The following is a 26401-nucleotide window of genomic DNA, read 5'->3' as shown; positions in this document are numbered from 1 at the left end:
GTTGAACCAATCGGGCATTTACGGGCAGTTGATCTCCCACCTAACTTCTTTGCTCCAGTCCGATTTTGAGGTGGGAGTTTTACTGCCCGTTAATAGCGGGAAAATTTTATATAGGGGATGAATATATGGGAGAAGCAATACTCGTAAAACGAGAGCCGTTATGGACAAAAGAGTTTGTTGCTTTAATTTTTGCAAACTTATGTATGTTTTTAGGGTTTCAAATGTTAATTCCAACCTTACCTGTTTATGTGAAAGAAATTGGTGGCACAAGTTCCAATATCGGATTTGTTGTCGGCATGTTTACCGTTGCGGCACTTTTTGTTAGACCGCTAACTGGGAACGCCTTGCAAAAATTTAATAAAAAAATCATTTTAATGATCGGTACTGCTATTTGTTTACTCGCTATGGGCAGTTACCTTTTCGCCTCAACAATCTTTCTCTTGCTTGCTGTTCGTATTTTACACGGAGCTGGTTTCGGTATTACAACGACTACATATGGAACTGTCGTTTCTGATTTAATTCCCTCAGCTCGCCGCGGAGAAGGCATGGGATATTTTGGCCTTTCTGGAACAATTGCAATGGCCCTCGGTCCACTTATCGGACTATGGCTTATGCAAACATATAATTTCACAATTCTTTTTTTATGTGCATTATCGTGCACAATTGTTTCATTAATATTAACGAAACTACTTCAAATCCAAAAAACGAAACAGCCTCCACAACAATCATCTAGTACTTTTCTCGATGGATTTATTGAGCGTAAAGCTTTACTTCCTTCATTATTAATATTATGTATTACATTAATGTACGGAGGAATCGGAAGTTTTATCACACTATTTGCTACAGAAGTCGGCATAGCTGATATTAGTCTCTTCTTTTTATGTAACGCACTAGCAATCGCTGTGACTCGTCCATTCTCTGGAAAGCTATATGATGCGAAAGGGCATACATTCGTCATCATTCCGGGAGTTATTATAACGTTTACAGGCATTATTTTATTGTCGTATACGACGACAATTCCGAGCTTAATTATTGCTGCAGCATGTTACGGAAGTGGTTTTGGAGCGATCCAACCTGCACTACAAGCATGGATGATTGACCGCGTAGCACCCCATCGACGCGGCGTAGCAACTGCTACATTTTTCTCCGCATTTGACCTTGGAATAGGCGCTGGAGCAATTATATTTGGATTTATTGCTCACTTTACAAACTATGCAACTGTATATCGTTACTCCTCTCTATTACTTATTGCTTTTCTCTTCATTTACATTACAAGCATAAGAAAACAAAAGCATGGCGATAAAAACACGGAAAAAGCTGCTGGATAATTCAGTGGCTTTTTTATCGTGTTAAAAAAATTGTTTTTCCTCGCTTTGCTATTATAAAACTACATGCATTTTCCTACATATTTTTTTAACTTTCCTCAAAAAATATACGATGAACTCGCAGACGCTTTCCTTGATATTCGACTGAACAATATTATTCTAAAAAGTGTGATTTCTTTACAAAATTAAGATTTAAATAAGAGGTAAACCAATAAAATACAGCTGTTTCTTTAAGGGATTGTAAACTTTTCTTCTCTTTGTAAATTTAGTGTAAATTTTACTAGCAAACCGTTTACAGTAACTCAAGGTTCAGTTAATAATTACATCGTACATGAAATTTAAGGAGTGGAATGCGTGGAATATAATGTTCAAGATATGATCTTCCAGTTCATTGGTGGATTAGGTATTTTCTTATTCGGGATTAAATACATGGGCGATGGACTGCAACAAGCAGCTGGAGATCGTCTTCGCGATATTCTAGATCGCTTTACAACAAACCCACTAATGGGTGTACTAGCTGGTATGTTAGTTACTGTATTAATCCAATCCAGTTCAGGAACAACCGCTTTAACAGTCGGACTTGTAAGTGCCGGATTTATGACATTAAGACAAGCAATCGGTGTTATTATGGGTGCAAACATCGGTACGACGGTTACTGCATTTATTATCGGAATTAAAATCGGAGAATATGCTCTTCCAATTATGGCAGTTGGAGCAATCTTACTATTCTTCTTTAAAAATAAAAAAGTACATTCTTTAGGTCAAGTTATATTCGGTTTTGGTATGTTATTCTTCGGTTTAGAATTAATGAGCACAGGCATGAAACCTCTTCGCTCTTTAGAATCATTCCAAGAATTAACAGTTAGCATGAGTGATAATCCAATTTTAGGTATTGTTGTTGGTACAGTCTTTACTTTAATTGTACAAAGTTCAAGTGCAACGATCGGTATTTTACAAGAACTATTCGGTCAAGGTGCAATCGATTTACAAGCTGCCCTTCCTGTATTGTTTGGTGATAACATCGGTACAACAATTACAGCTGTATTAGCAGCAATCGGTACTTCAATTGCTGCAAGACGCGCAGCATTAGTTCACGTTATCTTTAATATCGTCGGTACAATCATCTTTACAATTTTATTAATACCTTTTACAAATTTAATTCTATACTTCCAAACGTCATTAAACTTGAATCCAGAAATGACAATTGCATTTGCACATGGAACGTTTAACGTAACGAATACTATTATTCAATTTCCGTTTATTGCAGTATTAGCATGGATTGTAACAAAAATTATTCGCGGGGAAGATGCAGCTATTGACTTCAAACCGCAACATTTAAATCCAATCTTTATTGAACAATCTCCTGCTATCGCATTAACAGAAGCACAAAAAGAGATTATTCGTATGGCTGAGTTTTCATTACATGGATTAAAAGAAGCAAACCAATTTTTGAACACACAAGATAAAAAACACGCTGACATGGCTACTCAATTAGAAGGAGCTATTAACAATTTAGATAAAAAAATTACCGAGTATTTAGTTTTACTATCAGAAAAGCCACTTTCACCTACGGATTCTGAAAAACATTCCGTTTTAGCAGGTGTTGTTGGAGATATTGAACGTGTCGGTGATCATGTAGAAAACCTTGTAGAACTTGTAGATTTCCAAATTTCAAACCGTGTTTCACTATCAGATGAAGCATTAGCTGAATTAAACGAAATGCTAGAATTAACTATTTCAACACTGCAAGACTCAGTTGAAGCTTTAACAAACTTCGATACTGAACTAGCTCAAACTGTTATTGCAAAAGAACGTAAAATCGATCAAATGGAACGTGTTCTTCGTAAACGTCACGTATTACGTCTGAACGAACGTAGCTGTTCAGGTGATGCAAGTATCATCTTCGTTGATATGGTAAGTAACTTAGAGCGCATTGGTGATCACGCTGTAAATATTGCTGATGGTGTTTTAGGTGAACAAGGTAAAATCAATTTAAAACAATCATTATGATAAGAAAGAGACGCTAACTTAAGCGTCTCTTTTTTCATTATATTTTAACAACTGTTCTTCCTTTTAACTTTCCTTGCAATATAAGTGCAAACTTCTTCTCTAGTTCTTCTAATGTACATTCCTCTGTATAAGATAGTAACTCTTTATTTCCCCATTCATTCGCTAAAAGCGTCCACACATCACTTCTCACATCTGCTGGACATTGCACAGAATCTATCCCTAAAAGGCTTATGCCTCGTAAAATAAACGGATATACCGTTGTTTGTAATTGCTGACCTGCCACATTACCGCATGTCGTTACACAACCACCATACTTTACTGTTTTTAAAGCTGTTTCTAACATACGTCCACCTACAGTATCGATAACCCCCGCGTATATCCCTTTTAACATTGGTCTTCCTGATTCATCATTCAATTCCGCGCGATGAATCACTTTTTTCGCGCCTAGACGTAGTAGCATATCTTCCTCTTCCATTTTCCCTGTCGCTCCTACTACGTTAAACCCTAACTTACTTAAAATGCTTACAGCTACACTCCCTACGCCGCCTGTAGCACCCGTTACTAAAACATCCCCCATACTAGGGGTTATACCTGCTCTCATAAGCTTATATACTGATAAAGCCGCTGTAAAACCTGCTGTTCCGTACATCATACTTTCCTTTAATGACATTCCCTCTGGTAAAGGGACAATCCAAGATGATGGCACGCGAATATACTCTCCGAAACCACCAGAAGTATTCATCCCTAAATCATATCCCGTTACAATGACTTGATCTCCTGCCTTAATGGTAGCATCTTTACTACTTACAACCACTCCTGCTGCATCAATTCCTGGCGTATGAGGATATGTTCTCGTAACACCTTTATTACCAGTAGCTGAAAGAGCATCTTTATAATTTAATGAAGAATAATGAACTTGTATGAATACGTCTCCCTCAGGTAAACTACTTACTTCTCTCTCAACAACTTTTCTTACAAACTGATGATTTTCCTTTTCGTTCACAATGATTGCTCGGAATGATGTATGATTCATTATGCTCTCTCCTTTATCCGTCAAATTCTTCTTTATTATATAGAAGAAATAAGTAAGCTTACTCATTTCTTCTTGGCTATATTTCAACAAATCTTACTTCCCTATCACTTTCTCATAATATATATTTTCATTTCTACTAAAAGCCCTTATACTTATTCTACATCTAAAAAATAACATATAGAAAATCTGACTTTTTATAAATAAATTGAATTTTTACGAAATGTAAATGATTTGTAATGTTTTTTTTCGCTAAATTTCATTATAATAAGTGGATATGAGTGTCGTATTTCAATCCAAATGAAGGAGTACAGGAAATGGAGCAAAACCCATCTTTGCAAGAAAATACACGCAATAAACCGAAAAAAAATAAGAAAAAAATAAAAATTATTATAAGCGCTATACTATTCGTTTTATTAATAGGCGGCGGTTATACTTGGTTTTTAGTAAATAAAGCATCTTCTGCTGTTCGAAATGCCGCACACGATTTAGCACGCGGTGATAAATCTGATTTACGTGATAAGGCTGTAAAACCTATTACAAACAATGTCTCTGTTTTAATAATGGGTGTTGATGAAAGCGATGTCCGTGGAAAAGAATATGGTGAAGCTATAAGAACAGACGCGCTTTTACTTGCAACATTTAATAAAGATAGCAAAACTGTTAAACTATTAAGTATCCCACGTGACACATATACTTATATTCCAATAGAAAAGAAAAAAGATAAAATTACACACGCTCATGCATTCGGTTCTGCTAAAAATGGAAAAAATGGTGGACCACAAGCAAGCATTGATGCAGTTGAAAAATTAATGAATGTTCCTGTTGATTATTTTGTGAAATTTAACTTTAAATCATTTATAAAAATCGTCGATGACTTGGGCGGTGTTGAAGTTGATGTACCAGTTGAATTTACTGAGCAAGATAGCAATGATAATGCTGAGGCAATTCACCTAGAAAAAGGTGTTCAAAAGTTAAATGGCGAAGAAGCTCTTGCTCTTGCTAGAACAAGACACATCGATAGTGATGCAATGCGTGGACAACGTCAACAACTCGTTATCGAGGCTATTTTAAAGAAACTAACAAGTGTTGGTTCTGTAACAAAAGTTGGCAGCATCATTGATGATATTAACGGACAATTCGTTACAAACTTAACATTTGATGATATGCTTTCATTCTATAAATATGGATCGGATTCGGAAATTGAGAAATTACAAATCCAAGGTGATGATTGCTATATGGCAAAAGGTGACGATACTTGTAGCAAATCTGCTGGTGGTGGTCGAACTTACTATTACAATCCAGATAAAAAAGAATTAGCTAATGTTACAAATGAACTTCGTACTCATCTTGGACTACCTGCATATACAAAGTCTGACTCAGACTCTGATTCGAAAAAGACAAAAGAATCTAAGTCTGAAAATAAGAACGAGCACAAATCAAGCAAAAATGAAAATAGTAGTGAAGGTACAGAAACATCGTCTAATGACAATGAATAATATAGAAGCGGTTCTCTATGGAGGTAGAGAACCGCTTCTTTTATTCTTCCAAATACAAAAATCAGAACTTTCTAACTATCTTTTTTAATATTTTTAAATTATAATAAATAGTAGCAATCTATTCCAATTATCAGGGGGCTCATACATATGAAAGCTGCAGTAAAACATAACATCTCAGATTTTAAAGACTACTTAAAATCCAACGATATATACATGGAAGAAAATATAGATGAAAATGATGGCTCTGTTCATTTTTCAGTAGGATTAGAGACTGAAGCTGGCGCAAAAATTCAACTTATCGCTGCTTTCCAAAACGAACATCCTACGGTGGATATATACTGCTTCAATGTTGCTCACGTGCCTGATGCAACATCAACAAATGATATTTTACATGTCATCAATGAATTAAATACATCTTATCGCTTTGCAAAATTCACATTAAACAAGCAAAATGCAATTGATATTTCAACATCTCTTGCATTCTCAGAACCAAATTTTAATCCAGCACTTGTCTTTGAACATACAAGAATGCTATATAAATTAGCAAATGACGAGTATAAAAACTTAATGAAAGTTATTTGGGCATAAATTAAAACTATAATCCGTGGGGTTTACGGGTAATAAATAAAAGGATGGGCTGTAAGCAGCACCATCCTTTTATTTTGATAGCATATCGACCCACATTTTAACAGCGGTGCCTACAATTAAAATCGATAACATATATTGTAGTGCTTTTTGATTTATCCTCTTCCCGACTCGTGCTCCAAGTGGCGCAGCAAATATACTTGCAACCGCAATAATAAGAGCTGGAATTACAACTACTTGACCAGTTATCACTTTTCCAGTCGTAATCCCTACTGAGGAAATAAACGTAATAGCGATAGATGTTGCTATTGTTGTACGTATCGGCAATTTTAAAATAACTAACATAATCGGTACTAATAAGAAAGAACCGCCAGCACCTATAATGCCTGATGCTCCTCCTACAATAAACGCTAACAAGCTTGCTAACCATTTATTATATGTCACTTCACCACTGTTATTTCGTTTCGGTACGAACATCATAATAGCAGCAATTGTTGCTAACGCTGCATAAACAACATTGACCGTATGTTCCTCTAATACGTTAGCACCAAAGCTCCCTATGAAACTTCCTATTAAAATACTAGCTCCCATATACACAACTAACGTTTTATCCATATCATTACTTTTCCGATAAGCCCATGCGCCTGCAAAAGTTGCAAAGAATACTTGTACCGCTGTAATACCGCTCACTTCATGAGACGTATAGCCAGTAAATCCTAACAGTACTGGAATGTATAAAATCATTGGATAGTTAATAATTGCACCGCCAATTCCAACCATTCCTGATATAAACGATCCTATAAACCCAATTATAAAAAGTAATAATACTAAACTCACCTTACATCCCCCTCCTTCTAAAAAGAAGGTGATTTAAATGAATAAGTTCACATTCCCATCCGAAGCATCTGCTAAATATGCCCCTACACCTGCAAACTCTACCCCTTCCATAATCTCTTCCTCTTTTAACCCTAATAAATCTACTGTCATTTGACAAGCTACAAGTTTAATCCCCTGTTCCTTTGCCAAATCAATTAAATCTGGCAAAGGCATTGCATTATGTTTTTTCATAATGCCTTTAATCATCTTTGGTCCCATACCAGCAAAATTCATTTTAGATAACCCCATCTTATCAGCACCGCGTGGCATCATTTTTCCAAATACTTTTTCTATAAATGTTTTCTTTACATTCACATGTTCATCTTTCCTTAAAGCATTTAATCCCCAGAAAGTATGAAAAATAGTTACCTCTTGATCATACGCCGCTGCACCATTTGCAATAATATAAGCAGCCATTGCTTTATCGTAATCTCCGCTAAATAACACGATTGTCGTTTTCTTCTGTTGTTCCATATTGTTCTCCCTCCAATTACCTATAGGGGTATTTTTTATTTATAAAAAATTGTTTCTCCCTATTCTACTTTTCCTTCCCAAGCTAACATACCGCCTACCATATTGATTACTCGAAAACCGTAACTTTCTAAAAATTGAACAGCTCTTGCACTTCTCCCGCCTGAACGACAAACGATAATATATTCCTGATTTTTATTTAATTCATGCATACGAAACTCTAATAGTCCTAGTGGAATATTACATGCTTCTGGAATTTTCCCTTCAGCTACTTCTTCTACTTCACGTACGTCCACAATATTTACCACTTCTTTACGCAACAATTTTTCTTCTAATTCTTTTGTAGTCATTTCTTTCATTTTAAAGTCCCTCCTCACAAACTATTCATACCACCTGAAACGTTTATTACTTGCTGAAACCCTAGTTTTTTCAATATCTTTGCTGCTTGCTTACTTCTCATTCCACTTTGGCAAATAACGATTACTTCCTTATTCTTATCTAATTGATTCGCCTTGCTTGCTAGATCATTTAGGGGGATATTTTGAAAGCCTTCCATATGATTCCCTCTATATTCACCTACTGTACGGACATCAATAAAATACTTCCCCTTTTTTCCCACTATACTTTTCAATTCTTTGCCATTTATATTTTGAACACCTTTCACTGGTAAAAATCGTGAAATAACAAACCATGCAGCAAGTACAATGAAAAGCGTACTTAATATTGTGTTCATATAACCAACCTCTCTATATTTACAAAACTATTGCTTCACTACGCCTTCTTAATCCAAAACTTCAGCACATCAGCTTCTTCTACATGCTTTACGATGTCATGACCAGTTTTATTTGCCCACGCTGGAATATCTTTCACTGATCCTTTATCCGTTACCTGTATTTCTAACACTTCTCCAGTTTGTAAAGTATCCATCGCTTTCTTCGTTCTTACAATCGGTATTGGACATGCTAATCCTTTCGCATCTAATACTTGTTTTACATTCATCATCTATTCCTCCATGTTTTATTTATTTTATTATTCATGAACTGCACAACGATTTGGACCAATCTCCATTTCACGTTCTTCCTCTGCACTCGGATGAATTTTACCCATATTCGTTTGACGAATTTCTTCGTAAGCATTTGGCTGAGGTGGTAAATTCTCCGTTACAACTTTACGAAACTCTCCCTCATCCTCAATATTTAATCCTGCATTATACGCAAATAAATCTTTTAATTTAGCACTAACGATACCACTCTCGTCCATTTCACTTATTTTTGAATAATGAGCCGGTAACACAACTAAGTTTTGAGATAGTTCTTTATATCGGCTATACAAAGTAGTACGTAAATCACTTACCCAATCTTCAGCTTTCCCAGCAAGGTCTGGACGTCCAATTGAATCTACAAATAAAATATCACCTGATAATAAATAGGAATCATCTACAATAAATGACGTACTCCCAATCGTATGCCCCGGTGAGTATAATGCGTCAATTTCAATTTTAGTACCCCCAACCGTAATAACAGATCCTTCAACAAGCGGTTTATATGAGAACACAACTTCCTCTGCATCTTTTGGCGGCAACCAATACGTACCACCTACTTTTTCCGCTAACTTACGTCCGCCAGAAATATGGTCTGCATGTAAATGTGTATCCATTACATTCGTAATCGTAACGCCATGCTCTTTCGCAAACTCTTCGTATGCTTCAACTGTTCTTACTGCATCAATAACTGCTGCTTCACCGTTTGAAATAACCATATATGATAAGCAACCTTTTCCAAGACGGTTAAACTGATACATAATTCCGCCATCTTTTAAATCTCCCACTTTTATAGGCTTTACATATTCACTCCAAGCCTTCATACCACCAGATAAATAATAAATATTTTCTAATCCAGCCTCTGTTAATTGCTCTGCCACAAATATAGAAGATCCTTCTTTTGCACATACTACTAAAACATCTTTATCTTTAGGTAGTTCACCGATAATATGATCTACCCCCTCTAATAAATCAAAGTACGGTACATTTATTGAAGTAACTTCTTTTCCTTCAATTTTCCAATCTTCATAATCCGTCTCATTACGAACATCTAAAATAAACAACTCCCCGAATAAAACTTTCTCTGCAACATCTTTTGCTTGTAATGCTTTAACACTCATCTAATTACCCCCATAGGTATGTTTTTGTTTAAAAAATTTTATCCCGCTTTAATGGGCAGTAAGACCCCACTGATTAAAGTTTCACTTTATTTTTCCACATTCCCTTGCCACTCTAACATGCCTGGAATGACATTTTTCACATTTGCATAACCTTTCTCTTTCAACATGTGGCAAGCTACATCACTACGGTTGCCAGTTCGGCAAACAACATAAATTTGCTTCGTTTGATCTAACACTGCACCGTCTAATTCTCCTAACGGTATGGAAACAGCCGATGGAATATGACCAAAAGCGAATTCCGCCGCTTCACGAACATCTACTACAATACACTCTTCACCACTTAATACTATCTCTTCCACTTCCGAATTCGTAATTGTATGAGGATATTTCACTATTTCATTCATTTCATGCTCATTTGCTTTTCTAACGTAATGCATCAATACATCACCTTCATGTTTCGTCCCGATATATTGATGACCTACTTTACTCGCCCAACTTTGTATATCCACAATAGACCCTTTATCTGTTGCCTGAACCTCAATCACTTGCCCTGACGTCAATCCTTCCATCGCCTTCTTCGTCTTTACAATCGGCATCGGACAAGCCAAACCTTTACAATCTAGATTCATATCCACTTTTATACTCATAGTCGATTCCTCCATAATTTACATACATATACCCGTACGGGTATATTAAAGTGTTTTTGAAAATCTGTCAACAATTATGTTTGACAGATTATCGGCTTTTTACAAGTAATTGAACAGCTTCTTTAATTAATTCTTCATTTGAACCATTACCGCTTTCAAACTGCTCACGCAAACATTGCTCTAAATTTGTCCCAACAACAAGTCCAATTGTACGATCAAGTGCAGAACGAGATGCCGTTAACTGTGTAATAACCTCTCGGCAATCTTTTCCTTCTTCCATCATACGAAGCACACCGCGAACTTGCCCTTCAATACGTTTTAATCTATTTTTCATGTCTTGATTATATTCCATTGTATAATCACCTCATTACCATTATGTCACTATTTATAACCTATGACAATATATTATACCCTATAGGGTATTTTGTAAACCCTATTTTTAATTTTCACCTTATATGTTCACAAAACAAAAAGTAAAACCTTAATCTATAGGTTTTCATCTTCCACTAAATCTTGAAGTAGAAAATGAAAAATATCAATATACAACACGTTCTGGCAATACTGTCCCATACAATTTAAAACCACCATCTACATTCTTTACCTTATATCCTTTTTCCATTAACATACGCGCTGCAACATACCCTCTCATACCAAGTTGACAAGTGATATATATTTCTTTGTCCATTGGCACTTCATCCAATCGATCACGTAATTCATCTAATGGAATATTAATAGTGCCTTTAATCATTCCCTGTTTTAGTTCATTAGGCTCTCGAACATCAATAAGGTACCCACCATTTTCAACAATGTGATCTATTTCATGCCATTGCACTGTGTCCACAAAACCATCTACTATATTACTTGCAGCATACCCCACCATGTTTACTGGATCTTTTGCAGAAGAATACGGCGGGGCATATGATAATTCTAAATCCGGTAAATCGATTACTGTTAAGTTTGCCTTCATTGCCGTCGCGATAACATCTATACGCTTATCTACCCCGTCACGTCCTAAAGCCTGTGCTCCGTAAATCTTTCCGCTATCTTTATTAAAAATTAATTTTATTAGCACTGGCGTAGCATTTGGATAGTATCCTGCATGAGAATTTGCCTGTACATGTACTACCTCATAGGGTATATTTAATCGTTTTAATATTTTCTCATTTACTCCAGTCGAAGCAACTGTTAAATCAAAAACTTTAGCCACAGAAGTTCCCATCGTACCTTTATATAAAGAATCTGTATGACCATGGATAATATCTGCTAACATGCGACCTTGACGATTAGCTGGCCAAGCTAAAGGAATCATCGTTTCTGTTTCTATAACAAAATCTTTCACTTCAATCGCATCACCAATTGCATATACATATGGGTCAGATGTTTGAAATTTCTCATTTACCTTTATCGTTCCTCTAACTCCTAATGCTAATCCTGCATCTTTCGCTAAACTACTCTCTGGTTGTACACCAATTGCTAAAATAATCATATCTGTTTTTATAACTGAGCCACTTTTTAAACGTACAACAGTCCCATTCTCCTCTAACGCATCTACACCATCTTCAAAAACAAGCTCAACATTGTGCACCTTCATATGCTCATGTACATATGCCGCCATTTCGTAATCAATTGGTGGCATCACTTGATTTGCCATCTCTACAAGAGTAACCTCAATCCCGCGTTCTCTTAAATTCTCAACCATTTCCACTCCAATAAATCCTCCACCAATAACCGTCGCATGACGTGGTTTCTTCTCATCAATATACGCTTTTATACGATCTGTATCAGGTACATTTCGTAACGTAAACAACGCCTTCGCTTCTTCAATGCCCGGAATAGGTGGAACAATTGGTTTCGCCCCTGGTGAAAGAATCAAAACATCATATTCCTCGTTATATGTTTCATTTGTAGTTACATTCTTTATCGTAATTGTTTTCTCTTCTTTATTAACCTTTACCACTTCACTCAATACACGTATATCTAAATTAAAACGCTTTGACATCCTTTCAACAGTTTGTACTAATAACTTTTGTCTTTCTGTAATGACACCGCCAATATAATATGGCAATCCACAGTTTGCAAATGAAATGTATTCACCGCGCTCAACCATAATAATTTCATCTTCCTCACTTAAACGACGAAGCCTTGCAGCTACTGATGCCCCGCCTGCAACTCCGCCTACTACAACTATTTTTCTGAACATATTTCAAACCTCCATCTTATTGATTATTTAATTTTCTAACACATCACAAATAACCTATACCTGTATGGGTATATGATAGAATATAAAAAAACTAATTTCAATATATATGGCTTTCTTTCACAAATTTGAAACAAATAAAGTGAAACTTTAATCAGCCCTCACCAATCGGGCTTTTACGGACAGTTGATCCCCCACCTAACTTCTTTGCTTCCGCTGAATTTTGAGGTGGGGGTCTTACTGCCCGGCAAATAGCCAGATAAAAAAGAACTTAGATATCTCCAAGTTCTTTTACGTATAGTTCTATAACTTTCTGTACGATTAAACCAATGTATAAATACGTGTTTTTAATAACTGAAATACACCTGTATTTAAATTTTCAAAATCAATAGCTTCTTCACATAAAGTTAGATCCATTCCACGTAAAATTTTTTAATGCCACAACCTAAGAAAACAAATCCCAATGGATTCGTTTTCTACAATGATATGTTTATTTTTTTCGTTTCATCTCTGTCATTAATCATAACCATCTGCGTCTCGTTATTTGGCAAAAAGACGATATATTTTCCCGTTCTCACATTCCTCCAAATAACTTTTCCTTCTTCGTTTGTTCTCCCTATTGAGATCCCAATTTCTTTACTGGGTTCAGGTGACTCGTCTTTCATAAGTATAATTTCAAAATCTTTTATTGGCTGCTTTTCTTTATTTTTCACGTGAAAAGTTATAGAATTAACAACCTTACTAAACTTCTTTTCATTATTTGCTATAGAACTAGACATTATGATTATGACCAATACACAACATAAAATCCATATAAACTTATTATATTTATTCAGACCATTTTTTAAGATTATTAAAAACATCATCTGTCACCCGATTTCCAGAATTCCAAGAATTCCTTCCTACTGTATGGGTAGCTATTATTGTTACACCCGTACGAGAATAGTCATGATATACAGGTGCTCCACTTTGACATCCATAAGTGTCCATCTTATATGTTAACACTCTAGGACTAGTGCCTTCAATTGGTCCATAATCTTTCCACATAGTATATTTTTCATTTCCTACTTTATCACATGGATACCCTGGAACTACTGCAAGTAACCCCTTTGGAGACTCTACATTAGTAGTTCTATACCCTAACCAACCTGTATAATCTCCAGGAGATCCATTTAATTTAATGGCTCCATAATCAAATTCCGAATCTCCATCATCAGTCCATCCACTTACTGAATAAAGCTTTGTCCAACTATAAGGCAAATACGGTGCTTGGTTTCCATTTCTACCAGGAGTCACAATAACATTTTTTGCCCATCCACCAAGCTTTTTATTGTAAACACAGTGCCCAGCTGTAAATACTGTATCTTTACTAATTAGCGCTCCTGTACACCCATAAACCTCTTGTCCATTAAATTGAATTACTAAGTGTACTATAGCCCTATAAGGATACAAAGTTGTATCAGTAACTCTAATTCGATCATCTCTTCCTATTATAGAATGTGTAAGGATATTAGATGGATAATTAAAATTACTGTCTCTTAATAAGTATCCCCAATCTTCCCCACCATGTTTACGCCCTTCAAATGAAGGTGAAACAAGATCTTCTCCCCTTCGATCATTACTATACAAAGATTGTTCTTGAAAAAGTACACGTTCTCCCTCATTGGAAACTGATGTCCACGGTACATCTTCTGCATACACCTTCTGATTCACCAAAAATACTATACAACAAAAAATAAAAAGAACACCAAAACTATAAAGAGCCAACCTACATCTTATAGAAATAAAGCTATACAACATAACTTACCTCCTATACAAATGATAGCGAACAATTGAAGATCCCTTTATAAATTCTAGTTTTTCTTTTTTCAGAAGTCAACGTAATTAATAATGATAATCATTATTAATTACGTTGACTTAACAAAATCAAACAATGAGTCATATTCTTTACTCTGCGTTCAAAAATCTGTCTCATTAAAGGTTCACTTTATTACATAAACCCGTAACCTTCTTCACAATCAGCTCTGCAGTATTTTCCTCCAGTGGCATCAATAAATTCGTAACCGGTCCATACACTATAGGGCTTAATTCCACTTCATATCCACCATATGCGAATTCTTCTTTCGTTGGTAAGTAACCAATATATCCGTTCGTATATCCACCAAAGAAAGCTAGTTCATTTTGAAGACGCTCTTTCACCTTTAATGCCGTTTCCGAAAAAGGTTCCATCGGTATACCTGAGAACATACCATCATTAACTTGAAACATTTGCACTTCTAAATCAATACTTAATTGCCGAATACCTTGCTTATATTTTTCTAAAACGATAGTAAGCCATTCATCCGTATTCACGCCCCACTGTTTCTCTGCTAATTGAGCCATGCTTCGTATCTCATTTATTCCAGGAATATCTTTCAACTTCATTTGCATCGTACTCGAAACTGTTCTTAAATTTACAATTGGGCTGTATGTAACTGTTGGCAACATCGTTAATACATGCCCACTAAGTGTGTAAGCCATTTTCTTTAATGCTTCCCTTGAACCGCGATATTTCGCATTTACATTACCAGCAGCTCCTTGCACAATAATAACAGGACAGTTTACGATCCTCTCAAGAACCTCCCTCGTCATTCCAGGATAATCCGCTGATAATACATCGCTATCACCTTTTAAAACATTCGGATGCGCAGTACAAAATACTACAATACCAGATAGCTCCTTCGTTTCAGCATTTCTTATTGCTAACATCCCAATTCTTTTATCTACAACGCCCTCTATATTTGTTCCCATCTTTGCTCTTCCATCAGATGTTCTCTCTCTTCGATTTATCCCAATATCACCTTTCGTAACACCCCAGCCAACTTCACATCGCTTCAAGTTGTTATTCGCAGTAACCGCACCGTGCACTACATTATTTACTAAAATCATTTTATACGACTGCACTAGCCGATCATCACCGACCGTCTCTGGACCGGAATGTGTATGTGTATAAACAACTGTTATTCGCTCAAATGGTACGTGAAGCCTACTTGCTACTCGCTCACGAATCATATTCGTATCTTCTACTAACATCCCGATATTATCAATACTTATAAACACAGTTTTCATTTCATCTTTTTCAAATACAAAAACTGTCCCATAAATACGCTCTTCAATATTATTTATCCCTGTCTCTCTATGATAACCGACAAAATCAATACCGACAGGTGGCGTAACATCTACCTTGCATACCCCTATTTTGCTCATTTGAATCGCTCCATTTCTCTATGTAACTCCCTTTTTTCAAGAATAGCATATTTTACCTTGTTCCAAATAAAAAAAGAACAGACATAGCATTCTATGTCCGTTCTTTCCATCACACATACTTCCGATGCACCATCTTCCCATCATAAGAAAACACAACGCCCTTACTCTCCACAATCGACTCCATATGCACTGTTCTTCCCCACAGCTGATGAAGGTATGGTAATACCTTTTCTAAGTATTTTAAATCAAGCTCGATTCCTTCGTAACTATGTTTAATGTATAATTCCCCGTTCTTTAAGTAGTCTCCATCTTCTACTACTAAGTACGGGAAGCCGCCATTTGTACGCATATTTACGAGCTGATCACGTACATGTTCCCACTCTTTATCTATTACTTTATATTCTTTTCCTTGGCGCTGGAATAAGTACATATCTTCTCTCATTACGAGATCTTTATTTAAGTAGTTTCTTAAGAACGATACGTCCCATTCGATTTCGCGCACTTCAAAGATTTTGTCACGACCAGATCCTGGTTTGACGCCTCTTCGTTTCATTTCTTCTGTCGGGTTGTTGTAGCGTTCTTCAATATCTTCAAACATTTTAATACCGAGGTAGTATGGATTAATGCTCGTTTTTGATGGCTGTACAACACCTGCATTTAATTTCGCAAATTCGATGGCTTCATCAGATGTTAAGTCCATTTCGCGAAGTATGCGTTGATGCCAGAAGGACGCCCAGCCTTCGTTCATGATCTTTGTTTCAAGCTGCGGCCAGAAATATAACATTTCTTCACGCATCATCGTTAATATGTCTCGCTGCCAATCTTCTAACTCACGGCTATATTCTTCAATAAAGAGAAGTAAATCTTTCTCTGGCTTTGGTGGGATTTTCTTCTTTTTACGCACATTGGAACGTTCCTGTTTTTTATTGCGATTATCTAAATTCCATAAGTCATCGTATTGCGACACCTTTTTCTTTTCTATTTCTTCCTCTTCTAAATCATCGATACTCCATGTGAGTTTCGGACGCATAAGCGAGGGATCAATATGCTCTTGAATGGCAAGTACGGCATCTAAAAATGTTTCTACCTCTTCTTTTCCGTACTTATGCTCATATGCTTTCACCCGTTCAGCTGTCGCCGACATACTTTCTACCATATCCCGCTTCGTATTTGAAAAACGAATATTATTTTTGAAGAAATCACAGTGTGCTAAAACGTGCGCTACAATTAATTTGTTTTGAATTAACGAGTTCGTATCTAATAAAAAGGCGTAACATGGATCAGAGTTAATAACGAGTTCGTATATTTTACTAAGTCCTAAATCGTATTGTAATTTCATTCTGAAAAATTGTTTTCCAAAACTCCAATGTGAAAACCTTGTTGGCATCCCATATGCACCAAATGTATAAATAATTTCCGCTGGACATATTTCATAACGCATCGGATAAAAATCAAGCCCAAATCCAGTCGCAATTTCCGTAATTTCCGCAATCGCATATTGCAGTGCTTTATCGTCACTTGCTCTCATTATTTTCCCTCCTTACACTTTCCCTTAAGAAAGTGTATGATGGAGAACAAGCTTTCATGAGGATTGATTGCATAATAAAAAGACACCCCCGCAAAAACGAGAATGTCTCATCTATTAACCTTCAATAATCTCCATCTTCTCCGTAATCGGAGTACGCGCTTTTCCTTCAGGCGCTTTATCAAAATAACCGATATGAAGAATTCCAACGATACGTTGGCCTCTTGTTAAACCGATTCCTTCTATAAATAATGGATTATAGTTTAATCCGCCTGATTTCCAAACACATCCTAATCCGCGTTCCCAAGCAAGAAGTTGGAAATTTTGCATAAATGCACATGTTGCAGCGTAATCTTCATCACGCTGAATTTGACGTGGATCTTCATTTATATACACAACGATTTGTGCAGGTGTGCTTAAGAAACGATCTGATAAAATTTTACCGCGTTTCGCTCTTTCTTCTTCTGTGAAAGAGTTTAATACTGCATCTACTAATTTCTTGCGGCCTTCTCCGATGTATAGTTTACAATTCCATGGTTCACGGTGCTTATGATTAGGTGCCCATGTTGCATCGTTTAATAGTTCAATTAATAAATCTTTTTCTACTGCTTTGTCTGTAAATGTACGAACAGAGCGTCTTTCTTTAATCACATTTGCGATGGAAGTATATGTAGTCATATTTTTCTCTCCCTTATTTTTATCTATATGTATAAGTTTATCGTTAGTATTGATATTGATTTTCAATTTCGATTATACCTTAGTTTTTTACTATTAATCAATGTTTTATGTTGGAAAACTTCTAAAAACGTCATTCCATACTGTGAATAAAAAAACTTAACTTGTTCACAAGTATTTCACATTTTATGGAAATGATATATGTACAGTTTTCCACATTATCCATCTAGGAGGAATTTATATGTACAAAAAAATTGCATTAAGCATGACTATGACAGCATTATTATGTGGGATATCTACTTTCCCCGCTTCCGCTGCCACGCCAAAAGAAGTAACATTCCATCAACATAAACCAATTTCAGAAGAAGAAATGCAGTCGCTCGAAAAACTCGGCTATAACAAACATGAAATTTGGAAAGCTGCTCACATTGCAAGAATGAGTAAAAAAGAAATTAAAGATGTTTTAGCTTACTATAAGCAAAATAAATCTTGGGAGAAAACAGCCGAGCATTTCGGTGTAGATCCAAGTAAGCTGAAAAAGCATCATATAAATAAAGAAACAAAGCAAGCGCTGCTACAACAGTTAGCAACTATGCAAAAATCCACACCGGATCAGCTAAAGCAAAAAATGAAAGAATATAACATCAAATTGCGTCATCTTACTGTGTTAACAATCATCTCTCAAAAAAGCAATACCCCTCTTGATGATGTGTTAAAGATGAAAAAAGATGGAATGGACATGAAACAAATTGCCGAAAAATTAAATGTAAAAAGAGAAGATATACGAGCGGAAATGATGAAATTAGTGAAGTCTATTAAAGAACAAAAAACAAATTAAACAGCTAAAAAGGAAGAGACATTCACTACTCTTCCTTTTCTTTATGAACTTTCAATTTTTAAGTATAAATTCCCGTCTTTCCCAAAAACTAACACAAGTAAATGATGTAAGTTAGGGGTGAGAAAATGTTCGGTTTATCATCTAAGAAATCAAAAAAGACTAATACAAAAACACTTTGTTCTATTCCAGAATTTATACAAACCATGAAAGAATCAAGCGATTTTGTCTCTTATAACATACTTAAAGATGAAACGTTGTGCTTGTTTTATTATAAATCTGTCGTGGAAGCACTTATTATTAAACAATTCATTTTAACTCCTATAAAAAAGGAATCGGAACAAATCCAAAACATCTCTGATTTATATAATATCATCTCTATTGAAGACATTATTACCTCCCCTTCTATTGATGATATTCGTGAAAAATTATTAGGTGGATATATTTTAATACGCTTAAAAAACACTTCGAATCCTGATCAATATGCTTTAATTCGTGCCGAAAGTACTGTTTTAGGAAAACGATTATATAACGATACAGAAAATGAGTATAGCGTAATCGGGCCTAAAATCGGTTTCGTTGAAAACCTTGATACAAATATCCACTTATTACGCCGAAATATCGTAACGGAGCAACTCATTTTTAAAGAAGTTACCGTCGGATCTATATCAAAAACGAAAGTAGCAGTTGCTTATATAGAAGGAATTACAAATGAACAATTTGTCAACACCGCAATTCAACGGTTAGAAGACATTGACTTTGATGTCCCATTTGATGCAACTATGATTGAGCAATTTATTAGTGATAATAGCAATTCACCTTTTCCCGTTCTATTACCTACAGAACGATTAGATCGAGCTGTATTTGCATTAATTAACGGAGAAGTTTTAATTTTAACAGATGGCTCTCCATATGCTTTATCAGGACCAACAACGTTACTGGATTTTTTCATTTCACCAGAAGATTATTATTTACCGTGGATGATTGGATCTTTTTTTCGTGTTATTCGTTTTTTCGGAGCTATATTTTCTCTTTTTTCCTCCGCTATTTATACAGCGGCTTTAACATATCATTATCAAATGATTCCTGCTGATTTACTAGGTCCTATTATTTTCTCGAGAGCTAACGTACCTTTCCCTCCTATTCTAGAAGCACTCTTTTTAGAAATTACAATTGAATTGCTTCGTGAAGCAGGAGCACGTTTACCAACGAAAGTCGGACAAACGATTGGGATTGTTGGGGGGATTGTAATTGGACAAGCATCTGTTGAAGCAGCTTTAACAAGTACAATTTTATTAATTGCAGTTGCTTTATCCGCACTTGCATCTTTCACAACACCGACTGTAAAGATGTCTTCTACTATCCGTTTATTACGCTTTCCGCTTATTCTTTTAGCCGGTGCATTTGGAGGATTAGGCCTTATTGTCGGATTTGTATTTATTTTAGCTCATTTAATTAAATTAAAATCACTTGGATCACCTTATTTATTACCTTTATATCCATTTCGTGGTTTAGGTACAGCAGAAGGTTTTCTTCGATTACCATTTAGCCAAACGGCTCAAAGACCTTCTTTTCTTAGACCAAAATCAAAATGGCGCTATAATCCAAACAAATCGAAGCAAAAACGTGATGGTGAGAATGAATGAAGAAAATTTTATTGCACCTTATCATTATCTTCTTCGTTTTACAAACTGGCTGTACACAAACGTATATAGTAGATGCACAGCGTATTATTCATATTGCTGGATTTGATATCACAAAAAACAAAAGATTCCAAGGAACTATTCTATTCCCAGAGTACACACATGGTGTAAAGTCTAAGCCAGAGACTCAAACAACATCTGCCCGTTCACTTGAAACAATTGCTTCACGATTGAATGCGAAATCTCCTCACAATGTTGTTGTAGGTCAAATGCGTGTTGTCCTATTTGGAAAGGCTCTAGGAGAACGCGGAATGGGAGAGATTATTACTAACTTACAACGTGACCCAAATATCGGGCGTGATGTACAACTAGCAATTGTAGATGGATCGGCTGAAGAGCTTTTAAATTACGGAAAAAAAAATGGGTCTTTATATATCGCTGATTTACTCGAGCAAAATATAAGAAATGAGAACATCCCACAAACCACATTAAACATTTTTTTATATAATTATTACTCTTCTGTATGTGATGCCTATGTTCCTTATATTAAAATGGACGATAATCATTCTATCGCTGTCAAAGGACTTGCCTTTTTAAAAGGCGATAAAGTAGTCATGTATACAGATAAAAGACATTCTGTTTTAGCAAAATTACTTATTAATCCTACGAAAAATGGACGTTACGAAGCAGTAATAAAAAAGGATAAGCATAAAGGTATGGTTGTTATACAAAACTTAGCTGGAGAAAATAAGTATGATATAGATCAAACTGGCGACATACCAAAAGTAAAAATTCATTTAAAATTAAATGGATTAATTAAAAACTCTCCTAATTGGATTGATCTAAGAAAAAAAACAAATATCAATTATATAAAAAAACAAATTGAACAAAATGTTGAAAAAGACTGTGAAGATTTAATAAAACAATTTCAAGAAAAGGAAATTGACCCTTTAGGAATACGAGATGAAATTAGAAGCCATACGAGAAAATGGAATATAAAACAAATTCGAAATATGTATAAAAACGTAGCGGTGGATATAAATTTAGATCTTAATATTGTACAATCTGGAATCGGGGAATAGTGAGGTGAAATGAGCAATGAATACAATGAATAAGACAAAAACTGTCTCTCCATATTTTGCATTTATTTTATTGCATTCTCTCCAAATCGGCATAGGAATTCTCGGCTATCAACGTGTAATTTTGAAAAATGCAGGTTATGATGCTTGGATTTCTCTTATTATTGCGGGGATTGCAACTCATATTGTACTGTTTTGTATGTTAAAAATGCTTGAAAAAGACGGAGATTTAATTAGCATTCATACAACCACCTTTGGAAAATGGATTGGCTCTATATTTTCTGTAATTTTCACTCTTTATTGCTTATTATTTTGCCTTACTGTTCTTCGTACATATATGGAAGTAATACAAGTTTGGATTTTCCCTACCATTAAGTTATGGAAACTAACCTTTATGTTTTTATTAGTGACTTGCTATATTATAAAGGGTGGATTTCGCTCTGTAACCGGAATATGTTTTTGGGGAGTCGTTCTACCTATTTTCGTTGTATTCTTTTTAATTTATCCAATGAAATATGCACATTTCCGCAATATTTTACCTATTTTTACACATTCACCTTTTGACATGCTTATATCAGCAAAACACTCTGCGTTAGAGTTTCTTGGTTTCGAGACAATCTTAATCTTCTATCCATTTATTAAAAAAGGAAAATCCTTAAAAAGATGGGCCCATGCTGGAATTGCTTTTAGCACCTTAATTTATGTAATTTTAGCTATCGTATCTTTTATGTATTATAGCGAGGGACAATTAAACCGTACTATTTGGCCTACTTTAACGATGTTAAAAATAATTAAAGTTCCTTTTATTCAGCGTTTTGAATATATTATTATTTTCGTTTGGTTTTTAATTATTTTACCAAACCTTTGCTTAACTATTTGGTCATCATGTCAAACGATGAAGCGCTCCTTTCATATTTCATTTAAATTTACATTACCGTTTTTTATTTTCATCATATTTTCAGCTTCTCTGCTTTTCACAAACCGTGAAAGTATCAACACATTAAATACCATACTATCTCAAGCTGGTTTATATATTGTATACGCTTATATCCCAATTTTATTTCTATTTCATTCGCTAAGATGGCGCTTCAAAAATCAGTCAAAAAAATCTTCAACCGATACACCGTAATCTCTGATACAATTTGATTAATACATTTGTAAAGGGGACAAGCGAATGAAAAAGTATGTATTTTCTTTACTTGCAGTACTAAGTTTAATTCTTGCTGGATGCGGAAGTACTGGTACAAATGACCAAAAATCTTCTGAATCAAAAAAAGAAGAACATGACCATGCATCGCACACTCAGCAAGCTGACATTCAAGAGAAAACAAAAGGAGTCGACACACTTCCGGCCTTCCTAGATAAGCTTGATCCACAAATGAAAGATATCTACACCGTCGCTGGACAAAATGCAGAGCTATTAGATTGGATTCCATGCTATTGTGGTTGCGGTGAAAGTGTAGGACATAAAAATAATAAAAACTGCTTTATTCGTGAAATTAAAAAGAATGGTGAAGTTGTTTGGGATTCCCACGCAACGACTTGCGTCAATTGCCTAGAAATCGCAGTTGAATCTGCTTCCATGAAACAAAAAGGAAAATCAACGCTTGAAATTCGTAACTATATCGATAATAAATACAAAGAAGGTTATGGCAAACCAACACCTACGCCAATGCCAAAAGCTTAAAAAACGAGGAAACTCCTCGTTTTTTCTTTTCATTCACTTTTTTTCTTAACAAATTCTTTCAAGTGTATTTCCCCTTACTTATCACACACTATATATAACTCTCGGTAAGGAGGGTACACAGTGCAAACATACAACGACTATGATAAAGCTCTCTATTACACGTATTGCTGTAATTGGGATAAATTACTCGTTCTCATGGTTCAAACGAACGATCAATTATTTTCTAAGCGTATTGAGCATTTTTTACACGCTTATCAATACAGTAAAGAACTGCCAGAAGTTGATAAACAATTGCAGCTCCTATTTCAATATATTGACCACGCATCCCAAAAGTCGCATGTAGAAGAAGTAGAACAAATTCAAATGTAAAATATAGCGCTATTCTCTTCCAGAGAATGGCGCTTTTTTAAAATATTAATACTAATAAAAGTTTCCTCTTATAAAACTTTTATTGATAAACATATTTTTTCTTTCTTTTCCATACCACTTCATACTATAATTTAGTATGTAACTATTATAAGAGAGGTATAAAATATGGGACGAGAAAAAAAGCAAGAATATGCTTTACTTACCGCATGGGGAGCTTCTTTTATTGCTACACTAGGAAGTCTGTACTTTTCCGAAATCATGAAATTTGAGCCTTGTGTCCTTTGTTGGTATCAACGCATTTTTATGTATCCATTCGTTTTATGGCTTGGTATTGCTGTAGCAAAAAAAGACTATCGCATCACAAGTTATTCTTTACCAATCGCAACTATTGGCGCTTGTATTTCTTTATATCACTATGCAATTCAAAAAGTCGCAGCATTTTCAGCTGCTGGGGCAGCTTGTGGACGTGTACCATGTACGGGAGAATACATAAACTGGTTCGGCTTTGTGACAATCCCGTTTTTAGCACTTATCGGCTTTATTACAATCGCTGTTTGTAGCTTTATTGTCATCAAAAACAAATAAGGAGATGAAAGAATGAAAAAAATGCTTATATTTGGTGGTATTATTATCGCCTTGTTCGTGGCAATTTTTGCAGTAACACAAATGGAAGAAAAAAATGCTACTAGCCAAAAAATTGATAATCCTACTGAAAGTAAGACAAACGGTTCTGACTACTACACAAATAAAATTTCTCTTTCAGATCTTCAAAAGAACTTAAAAGAGAAAAAAGAAGAAACAGTATACTTTTATCAAACATCTTGCGTTCATTGTCAAAAATTATCTCCTGTCGTAGTACCAATGGCTAAAGACTTGAACGTTGATATGAAAGTTATGGATATTGAAAAATTAGATGCTCCTTGGGATGAATATAAAATTCAAGGTACACCAACAATCATTCATTTTAAAGATGGCAAAGAAGTGAGCCGTATTAGCGGTGAACAGCCGAAAGACAAATTAAAAGAATGGCTTGAGCAAACGAAAAAGTAACGAGAAAAGGAAACTCCTTCTACACATGAAATGGGCGTAAAATCCCAAACTAATGTATAAGGAGGGAGTTTTATGCCAGAAGTAAGATGTTCTGTTTCCAACTGTTCTTTTTGGGGACAAGGTAACTTTTGTCAAGCAAGTGCGATCATCGTTCAGCCTGATGCAGATGAAACTGGTCAAACTGAAAATGATTCATATACAGCTGCTGTTTTAACAAACGAGACGCTAGAAAGTTCTGTAGCAACGAGTGTAGAGACTTGTTGTCATACATTTAAGCCTAGATATTAACAATTATTCCACCTCATATACGTGAGGTGGTTTTTTCTTTCCCTCTTCTTGTTTACGTCATCTCTAATTCTCCCTATAATAAAGTTAACATTTTTATGAATACGAAGGTGAAATACTATGGCTAAAACAATTGCAGATATCGCCAAATTGGCTGGAGTTGCAAAAAGCACAGTCTCTCGTTACTTAAACGGCGGATATGTAAGTGATAAAACAAAACTTAAAATCGAAGGTATTATTCAGGAAACAAATTTCTCTCCCAATACATTTGCTCAAAGTTTAAAAGCAAAAACAACAAATTTAATTGGTGTCATCATCCCCCGATTAGACTCCTTCGCTACAATGAAAACACTTATCGGGATTGATAAAACATTACAGGAAAATAACTATCAAATGCTTGTAGCAAATGCAAATCAAACAACCGAAACTGAAATACAAGCTATGGAAAACTTTATAAAACAAAGAGTAGCTGGCATTATTTTATTAACAAAAACATTAACGAATGAACATCAAAAAATTATGGCTAATTCAAACATCCCTATTTTATTCGTCGGGCAAGAATATAAAGATCAATATTGCCTCGTTCACGATGATTATGATGCAGCTTATGAGTTAGGGGCATACGTGTTATCACAAGGTCATCGACATATTGCCTATTTAGGGATAGAAAAAGATGATATTTCTGTTGGAATAAATCGAAAAAATGGTTTTCAAAAAGCAATTGAAAATTTAGAACCGGCTTGCAACGTTTCATATTACGAAACAACTTTCCGCATAGAAGATGCCATGAAACAAGTACAACATATTTTAGATAATAATCGCCCAACTCTTATCGTATGTGCTACAGATAACATCGCTCTTGGCGCAATGAAAGTGATTCACTCCCACTCCCTTTCTGTACCAGGTGATATTTCTGTAACAGGATTCGGTGGATATGATATTTCAGAAATGGTACACCCTAGCTTAACGACAATTGCGTTTGACTATGAGTATGCTGGAAAGCTTGCTGCCACTTCTCTTTCACAGCTTGTTGAAAACAAAACTATACCAAAAATATTACACTCTCGTTATACATTAAAAATCCAAGAAAGCGTTGACAAAATATAAAGGCGCTCTATAATAAAATTAAAACCGGTTCCACATTTTAAAAACAGGATTTTCAACATCATTTCCCTGTTTTTTATTTTAACTTATTGCGGAACCGGTT

General features: G+C 35.2%; 29 protein-coding genes. 14 read left to right on the top strand and 15 right to left on the bottom strand.

The features are described 5' to 3' along the window. Window positions 1-125 precede the first annotated feature (125 nt). Both CGQ22_RS27880 and CGQ22_RS27875 read left to right on the top strand, forming a co-directional pair. Window positions 126-1328, top strand: coding sequence for an MFS transporter (locus CGQ22_RS27880; RefSeq protein WP_000503239.1), 1203 nt, complete (start codon window positions 126-128; stop codon window positions 1326-1328). A gap of 351 nt (window positions 1329-1679) precedes the next feature. Next, window positions 1680-3335, top strand: a complete 1656-nt coding sequence (locus tag CGQ22_RS27875) for a Na/Pi cotransporter family protein (RefSeq protein WP_000456252.1) — start codon at window positions 1680-1682, stop codon at window positions 3333-3335. Window positions 3336-3372: 37 nt separating this feature from the next. Here CGQ22_RS27875 and CGQ22_RS27870 read toward each other — a convergent pair whose 3' ends face one another. Further along, window positions 3373-4368 carry a YhdH/YhfP family quinone oxidoreductase gene (locus CGQ22_RS27870; protein ID WP_089149622.1) on the bottom strand — a complete coding sequence of 332 codons (996 nt, stop codon included), beginning with the start codon at window positions 4366-4368 and terminating at the stop codon, window positions 3373-3375. 314 nt (window positions 4369-4682) lie between these two features. Here CGQ22_RS27870 and CGQ22_RS27865 point away from each other — a divergent pair, with 314 nt between their 5' ends. Both CGQ22_RS27865 and CGQ22_RS27860 read left to right on the top strand, forming a co-directional pair. Next, window positions 4683-5864 carry an LCP family protein gene (locus CGQ22_RS27865; protein WP_000437394.1) on the top strand — a complete coding sequence of 394 codons (1182 nt, stop codon included), beginning with the start codon at window positions 4683-4685 and terminating at the stop codon, window positions 5862-5864. 147 nt (window positions 5865-6011) lie between these two features. After that, window positions 6012-6452: a hypothetical protein gene (locus CGQ22_RS27860; RefSeq protein WP_000642362.1), complete on the top strand. Its 441-nt coding sequence runs from the start codon at window positions 6012-6014 to the stop codon at window positions 6450-6452. 69 nt (window positions 6453-6521) lie between these two features. Here CGQ22_RS27860 and CGQ22_RS27855 read toward each other — a convergent pair whose 3' ends face one another. From CGQ22_RS27855 to CGQ22_RS27790, 14 genes are all read right to left on the bottom strand, one after another. After that, complete coding sequence (locus CGQ22_RS27855) at window positions 6522-7286, bottom strand: sulfite exporter TauE/SafE family protein (RefSeq protein ID WP_089149621.1); 765 nt, start codon at window positions 7284-7286, stop codon at window positions 6522-6524. A 33-nt stretch (window positions 7287-7319) separates the two neighbouring features. Beyond that, on the bottom strand, window positions 7320-7799 hold the full coding sequence (locus CGQ22_RS27850; RefSeq protein WP_000437741.1) for a DsrE/DsrF/DrsH-like family protein: 480 nt from the start codon (window positions 7797-7799) through the stop codon (window positions 7320-7322). Window positions 7800-7858: 59 nt separating this feature from the next. After that, on the bottom strand, window positions 7859-8155 hold the full coding sequence (locus CGQ22_RS27845) for a rhodanese-like domain-containing protein (protein ID WP_000661812.1): 297 nt from the start codon (window positions 8153-8155) through the stop codon (window positions 7859-7861). A 14-nt stretch (window positions 8156-8169) separates the two neighbouring features. Further along, window positions 8170-8529 (bottom strand): rhodanese-like domain-containing protein, encoded by a 360-nt coding sequence (locus CGQ22_RS27840; RefSeq protein WP_001092316.1) that lies wholly within the window; start codon window positions 8527-8529, stop codon window positions 8170-8172. Window positions 8530-8567: 38 nt separating this feature from the next. Then, complete coding sequence (locus CGQ22_RS27835; RefSeq protein WP_002163852.1) at window positions 8568-8798, bottom strand: sulfurtransferase TusA family protein; 231 nt, start codon at window positions 8796-8798, stop codon at window positions 8568-8570. Window positions 8799-8825: 27 nt separating this feature from the next. Continuing rightward, entirely contained in the window at window positions 8826-9956 is a 1131-nt protein-coding gene (locus CGQ22_RS27830; protein ID WP_000111566.1) for an MBL fold metallo-hydrolase, read from the bottom strand. A gap of 86 nt (window positions 9957-10042) precedes the next feature. Next, window positions 10043-10618 (bottom strand): sulfurtransferase TusA family protein, encoded by a 576-nt coding sequence (locus CGQ22_RS27825; protein WP_131250556.1) that lies wholly within the window; start codon window positions 10616-10618, stop codon window positions 10043-10045. Window positions 10619-10691: 73 nt separating this feature from the next. After that, the gene (locus CGQ22_RS27820) at window positions 10692-10955 is read right to left on the bottom strand and encodes a metal-sensitive transcriptional regulator (protein WP_000456206.1); all 264 of its coding nucleotides are present in this window, start codon (window positions 10953-10955) and stop codon (window positions 10692-10694) included. 183 nt (window positions 10956-11138) lie between these two features. Next, on the bottom strand, window positions 11139-12803 hold the full coding sequence (gene cdr, locus CGQ22_RS27815; protein WP_000488696.1) for a CoA-disulfide reductase: 1665 nt from the start codon (window positions 12801-12803) through the stop codon (window positions 11139-11141). Between the two features lie 473 nt (window positions 12804-13276). Continuing rightward, on the bottom strand, window positions 13277-13663 hold the full coding sequence (locus CGQ22_RS27810; RefSeq protein ID WP_000478581.1) for a DUF2606 family protein: 387 nt from the start codon (window positions 13661-13663) through the stop codon (window positions 13277-13279). Next, window positions 13629-14600 carry a trypsin-like serine peptidase gene (locus CGQ22_RS27805; protein WP_002163850.1) on the bottom strand — a complete coding sequence of 324 codons (972 nt, stop codon included), beginning with the start codon at window positions 14598-14600 and terminating at the stop codon, window positions 13629-13631. Before CGQ22_RS27805 ends, CGQ22_RS27810 begins: the two co-directional genes overlap by 35 nt. Before the next feature lie 174 nt (window positions 14601-14774). Beyond that, window positions 14775-16046 carry a neutral/alkaline non-lysosomal ceramidase N-terminal domain-containing protein gene (locus CGQ22_RS27800; RefSeq protein WP_089149619.1) on the bottom strand — a complete coding sequence of 424 codons (1272 nt, stop codon included), beginning with the start codon at window positions 16044-16046 and terminating at the stop codon, window positions 14775-14777. A 109-nt stretch (window positions 16047-16155) separates the two neighbouring features. Then, window positions 16156-17574: a stage V sporulation protein SpoVR gene (gene spoVR, locus CGQ22_RS27795; RefSeq protein WP_001202720.1), complete on the bottom strand. Its 1419-nt coding sequence runs from the start codon at window positions 17572-17574 to the stop codon at window positions 16156-16158. Window positions 17575-17688: 114 nt separating this feature from the next. After that, window positions 17689-18249 carry a nitroreductase family protein gene (locus CGQ22_RS27790; RefSeq protein WP_000214819.1) on the bottom strand — a complete coding sequence of 187 codons (561 nt, stop codon included), beginning with the start codon at window positions 18247-18249 and terminating at the stop codon, window positions 17689-17691. 238 nt (window positions 18250-18487) lie between these two features. Between CGQ22_RS27790 and CGQ22_RS27785 the strand changes: the two genes are divergently transcribed. The 10 genes from CGQ22_RS27785 to CGQ22_RS27740 all read left to right on the top strand — a co-directional run bounded on the left by CGQ22_RS27785 (window position 18488) and on the right by CGQ22_RS27740 (window position 26301). After that, on the top strand, window positions 18488-19084 hold the full coding sequence (locus CGQ22_RS27785) for a hypothetical protein (protein ID WP_089149618.1): 597 nt from the start codon (window positions 18488-18490) through the stop codon (window positions 19082-19084). A 125-nt stretch (window positions 19085-19209) separates the two neighbouring features. After that, window positions 19210-20727: a spore germination protein gene (locus CGQ22_RS27780; protein WP_089149617.1), complete on the top strand. Its 1518-nt coding sequence runs from the start codon at window positions 19210-19212 to the stop codon at window positions 20725-20727. Further along, a complete protein-coding gene (locus CGQ22_RS27775; RefSeq protein ID WP_000722250.1) occupies window positions 20724-21806 on the top strand; it encodes a Ger(x)C family spore germination protein in 1083 nt (360 codons plus the stop codon). The genes CGQ22_RS27780 and CGQ22_RS27775 overlap by 4 nt, the downstream gene beginning before the upstream one ends. A gap of 16 nt (window positions 21807-21822) precedes the next feature. Beyond that, a complete protein-coding gene (locus tag CGQ22_RS27770) occupies window positions 21823-22932 on the top strand; it encodes a GerAB/ArcD/ProY family transporter (RefSeq protein WP_001095033.1) in 1110 nt (369 codons plus the stop codon). A gap of 45 nt (window positions 22933-22977) precedes the next feature. Next, the gene (locus CGQ22_RS27765; RefSeq protein ID WP_000761025.1) at window positions 22978-23490 is read left to right on the top strand and encodes a PCYCGC domain-containing protein; all 513 of its coding nucleotides are present in this window, start codon (window positions 22978-22980) and stop codon (window positions 23488-23490) included. A 120-nt stretch (window positions 23491-23610) separates the two neighbouring features. After that, window positions 23611-23859 (top strand): YhdB family protein, encoded by a 249-nt coding sequence (locus CGQ22_RS27760; protein ID WP_001195459.1) that lies wholly within the window; start codon window positions 23611-23613, stop codon window positions 23857-23859. Between the two features lie 165 nt (window positions 23860-24024). After that, window positions 24025-24444, top strand: coding sequence for a disulfide formation protein C (locus CGQ22_RS27755; RefSeq protein WP_089149616.1), 420 nt, complete (start codon window positions 24025-24027; stop codon window positions 24442-24444). A gap of 12 nt (window positions 24445-24456) precedes the next feature. Continuing rightward, on the top strand, window positions 24457-24909 hold the full coding sequence (locus CGQ22_RS27750) for a thioredoxin family protein (RefSeq protein WP_000738451.1): 453 nt from the start codon (window positions 24457-24459) through the stop codon (window positions 24907-24909). Between the two features lie 72 nt (window positions 24910-24981). Then, window positions 24982-25197 carry a DUF1540 domain-containing protein gene (locus CGQ22_RS27745; protein ID WP_001115482.1) on the top strand — a complete coding sequence of 72 codons (216 nt, stop codon included), beginning with the start codon at window positions 24982-24984 and terminating at the stop codon, window positions 25195-25197. A gap of 117 nt (window positions 25198-25314) precedes the next feature. Continuing rightward, a complete protein-coding gene (locus tag CGQ22_RS27740; RefSeq protein WP_001140399.1) occupies window positions 25315-26301 on the top strand; it encodes a LacI family DNA-binding transcriptional regulator in 987 nt (328 codons plus the stop codon). Window positions 26302-26401: the final 100 nt, after the last annotated feature.

Origin of the sequence: Bacillus sp. M13(2017), assembly GCF_002218325.1 — a bacterium.
Taxonomy (GTDB): Bacteria; Bacillota; Bacilli; order Bacillales; family Bacillaceae_G; genus Bacillus_A; species Bacillus_A thuringiensis_K.
This window is presented reverse-complemented; position numbering and strand designations above follow the sequence as displayed.

Excerpts from the sequence above, each read along its gene's own strand:
- CGQ22_RS27880 (WP_000503239.1), top strand. The coding sequence starts at position 126 with ATGGGAGAAGCAATACTCGTAAAACGAGAGCCGTTATGGACAAAAGAG.
- CGQ22_RS27870 (WP_089149622.1), bottom strand. The coding sequence starts at position 4,368 with ATGAATCATACATCATTCCGAGCAATCATTGTGAACGAAAAGGAAAAT.
- CGQ22_RS27865 (WP_000437394.1), top strand. The coding sequence starts at position 4,683 with ATGGAGCAAAACCCATCTTTGCAAGAAAATACACGCAATAAACCGAAA.
- CGQ22_RS27860 (WP_000642362.1), top strand. The coding sequence starts at position 6,012 with ATGAAAGCTGCAGTAAAACATAACATCTCAGATTTTAAAGACTACTTA.
- CGQ22_RS27850 (WP_000437741.1), bottom strand. The coding sequence starts at position 7,799 with ATGGAACAACAGAAGAAAACGACAATCGTGTTATTTAGCGGAGATTAC.
- CGQ22_RS27845 (WP_000661812.1), bottom strand. The coding sequence starts at position 8,155 with ATGAAAGAAATGACTACAAAAGAATTAGAAGAAAAATTGTTGCGTAAA.
- CGQ22_RS27840 (WP_001092316.1), bottom strand. The coding sequence starts at position 8,529 with ATGAACACAATATTAAGTACGCTTTTCATTGTACTTGCTGCATGGTTT.
- CGQ22_RS27835 (WP_002163852.1), bottom strand. The coding sequence starts at position 8,798 with ATGATGAATGTAAAACAAGTATTAGATGCGAAAGGATTAGCATGTCCA.
- CGQ22_RS27830 (WP_000111566.1), bottom strand. The coding sequence starts at position 9,956 with ATGAGTGTTAAAGCATTACAAGCAAAAGATGTTGCAGAGAAAGTTTTA.
- CGQ22_RS27825 (WP_131250556.1), bottom strand. The coding sequence starts at position 10,618 with ATGGAGGAATCGACTATGAGTATAAAAGTGGATATGAATCTAGATTGT.
- CGQ22_RS27820 (WP_000456206.1), bottom strand. The coding sequence starts at position 10,955 with ATGGAATATAATCAAGACATGAAAAATAGATTAAAACGTATTGAAGGG.
- cdr (WP_000488696.1), bottom strand. The coding sequence starts at position 12,803 with ATGTTCAGAAAAATAGTTGTAGTAGGCGGAGTTGCAGGCGGGGCATCA.
- CGQ22_RS27810 (WP_000478581.1), bottom strand. The coding sequence starts at position 13,663 with ATGTTTTTAATAATCTTAAAAAATGGTCTGAATAAATATAATAAGTTT.
- CGQ22_RS27805 (WP_002163850.1), bottom strand. The coding sequence starts at position 14,600 with ATGTTGTATAGCTTTATTTCTATAAGATGTAGGTTGGCTCTTTATAGT.
- CGQ22_RS27800 (WP_089149619.1), bottom strand. The coding sequence starts at position 16,046 with ATGAGCAAAATAGGGGTATGCAAGGTAGATGTTACGCCACCTGTCGGT.
- spoVR (WP_001202720.1), bottom strand. The coding sequence starts at position 17,574 with ATGAGAGCAAGTGACGATAAAGCACTGCAATATGCGATTGCGGAAATT.
- CGQ22_RS27790 (WP_000214819.1), bottom strand. The coding sequence starts at position 18,249 with ATGACTACATATACTTCCATCGCAAATGTGATTAAAGAAAGACGCTCT.
- CGQ22_RS27785 (WP_089149618.1), top strand. The coding sequence starts at position 18,488 with ATGTACAAAAAAATTGCATTAAGCATGACTATGACAGCATTATTATGT.
- CGQ22_RS27780 (WP_089149617.1), top strand. The coding sequence starts at position 19,210 with ATGTTCGGTTTATCATCTAAGAAATCAAAAAAGACTAATACAAAAACA.
- CGQ22_RS27775 (WP_000722250.1), top strand. The coding sequence starts at position 20,724 with ATGAAGAAAATTTTATTGCACCTTATCATTATCTTCTTCGTTTTACAA.
- CGQ22_RS27770 (WP_001095033.1), top strand. The coding sequence starts at position 21,823 with ATGAATACAATGAATAAGACAAAAACTGTCTCTCCATATTTTGCATTT.
- CGQ22_RS27765 (WP_000761025.1), top strand. The coding sequence starts at position 22,978 with ATGAAAAAGTATGTATTTTCTTTACTTGCAGTACTAAGTTTAATTCTT.
- CGQ22_RS27755 (WP_089149616.1), top strand. The coding sequence starts at position 24,025 with ATGGGACGAGAAAAAAAGCAAGAATATGCTTTACTTACCGCATGGGGA.
- CGQ22_RS27750 (WP_000738451.1), top strand. The coding sequence starts at position 24,457 with ATGAAAAAAATGCTTATATTTGGTGGTATTATTATCGCCTTGTTCGTG.
- CGQ22_RS27745 (WP_001115482.1), top strand. The coding sequence starts at position 24,982 with ATGCCAGAAGTAAGATGTTCTGTTTCCAACTGTTCTTTTTGGGGACAA.
- CGQ22_RS27740 (WP_001140399.1), top strand. The coding sequence starts at position 25,315 with ATGGCTAAAACAATTGCAGATATCGCCAAATTGGCTGGAGTTGCAAAA.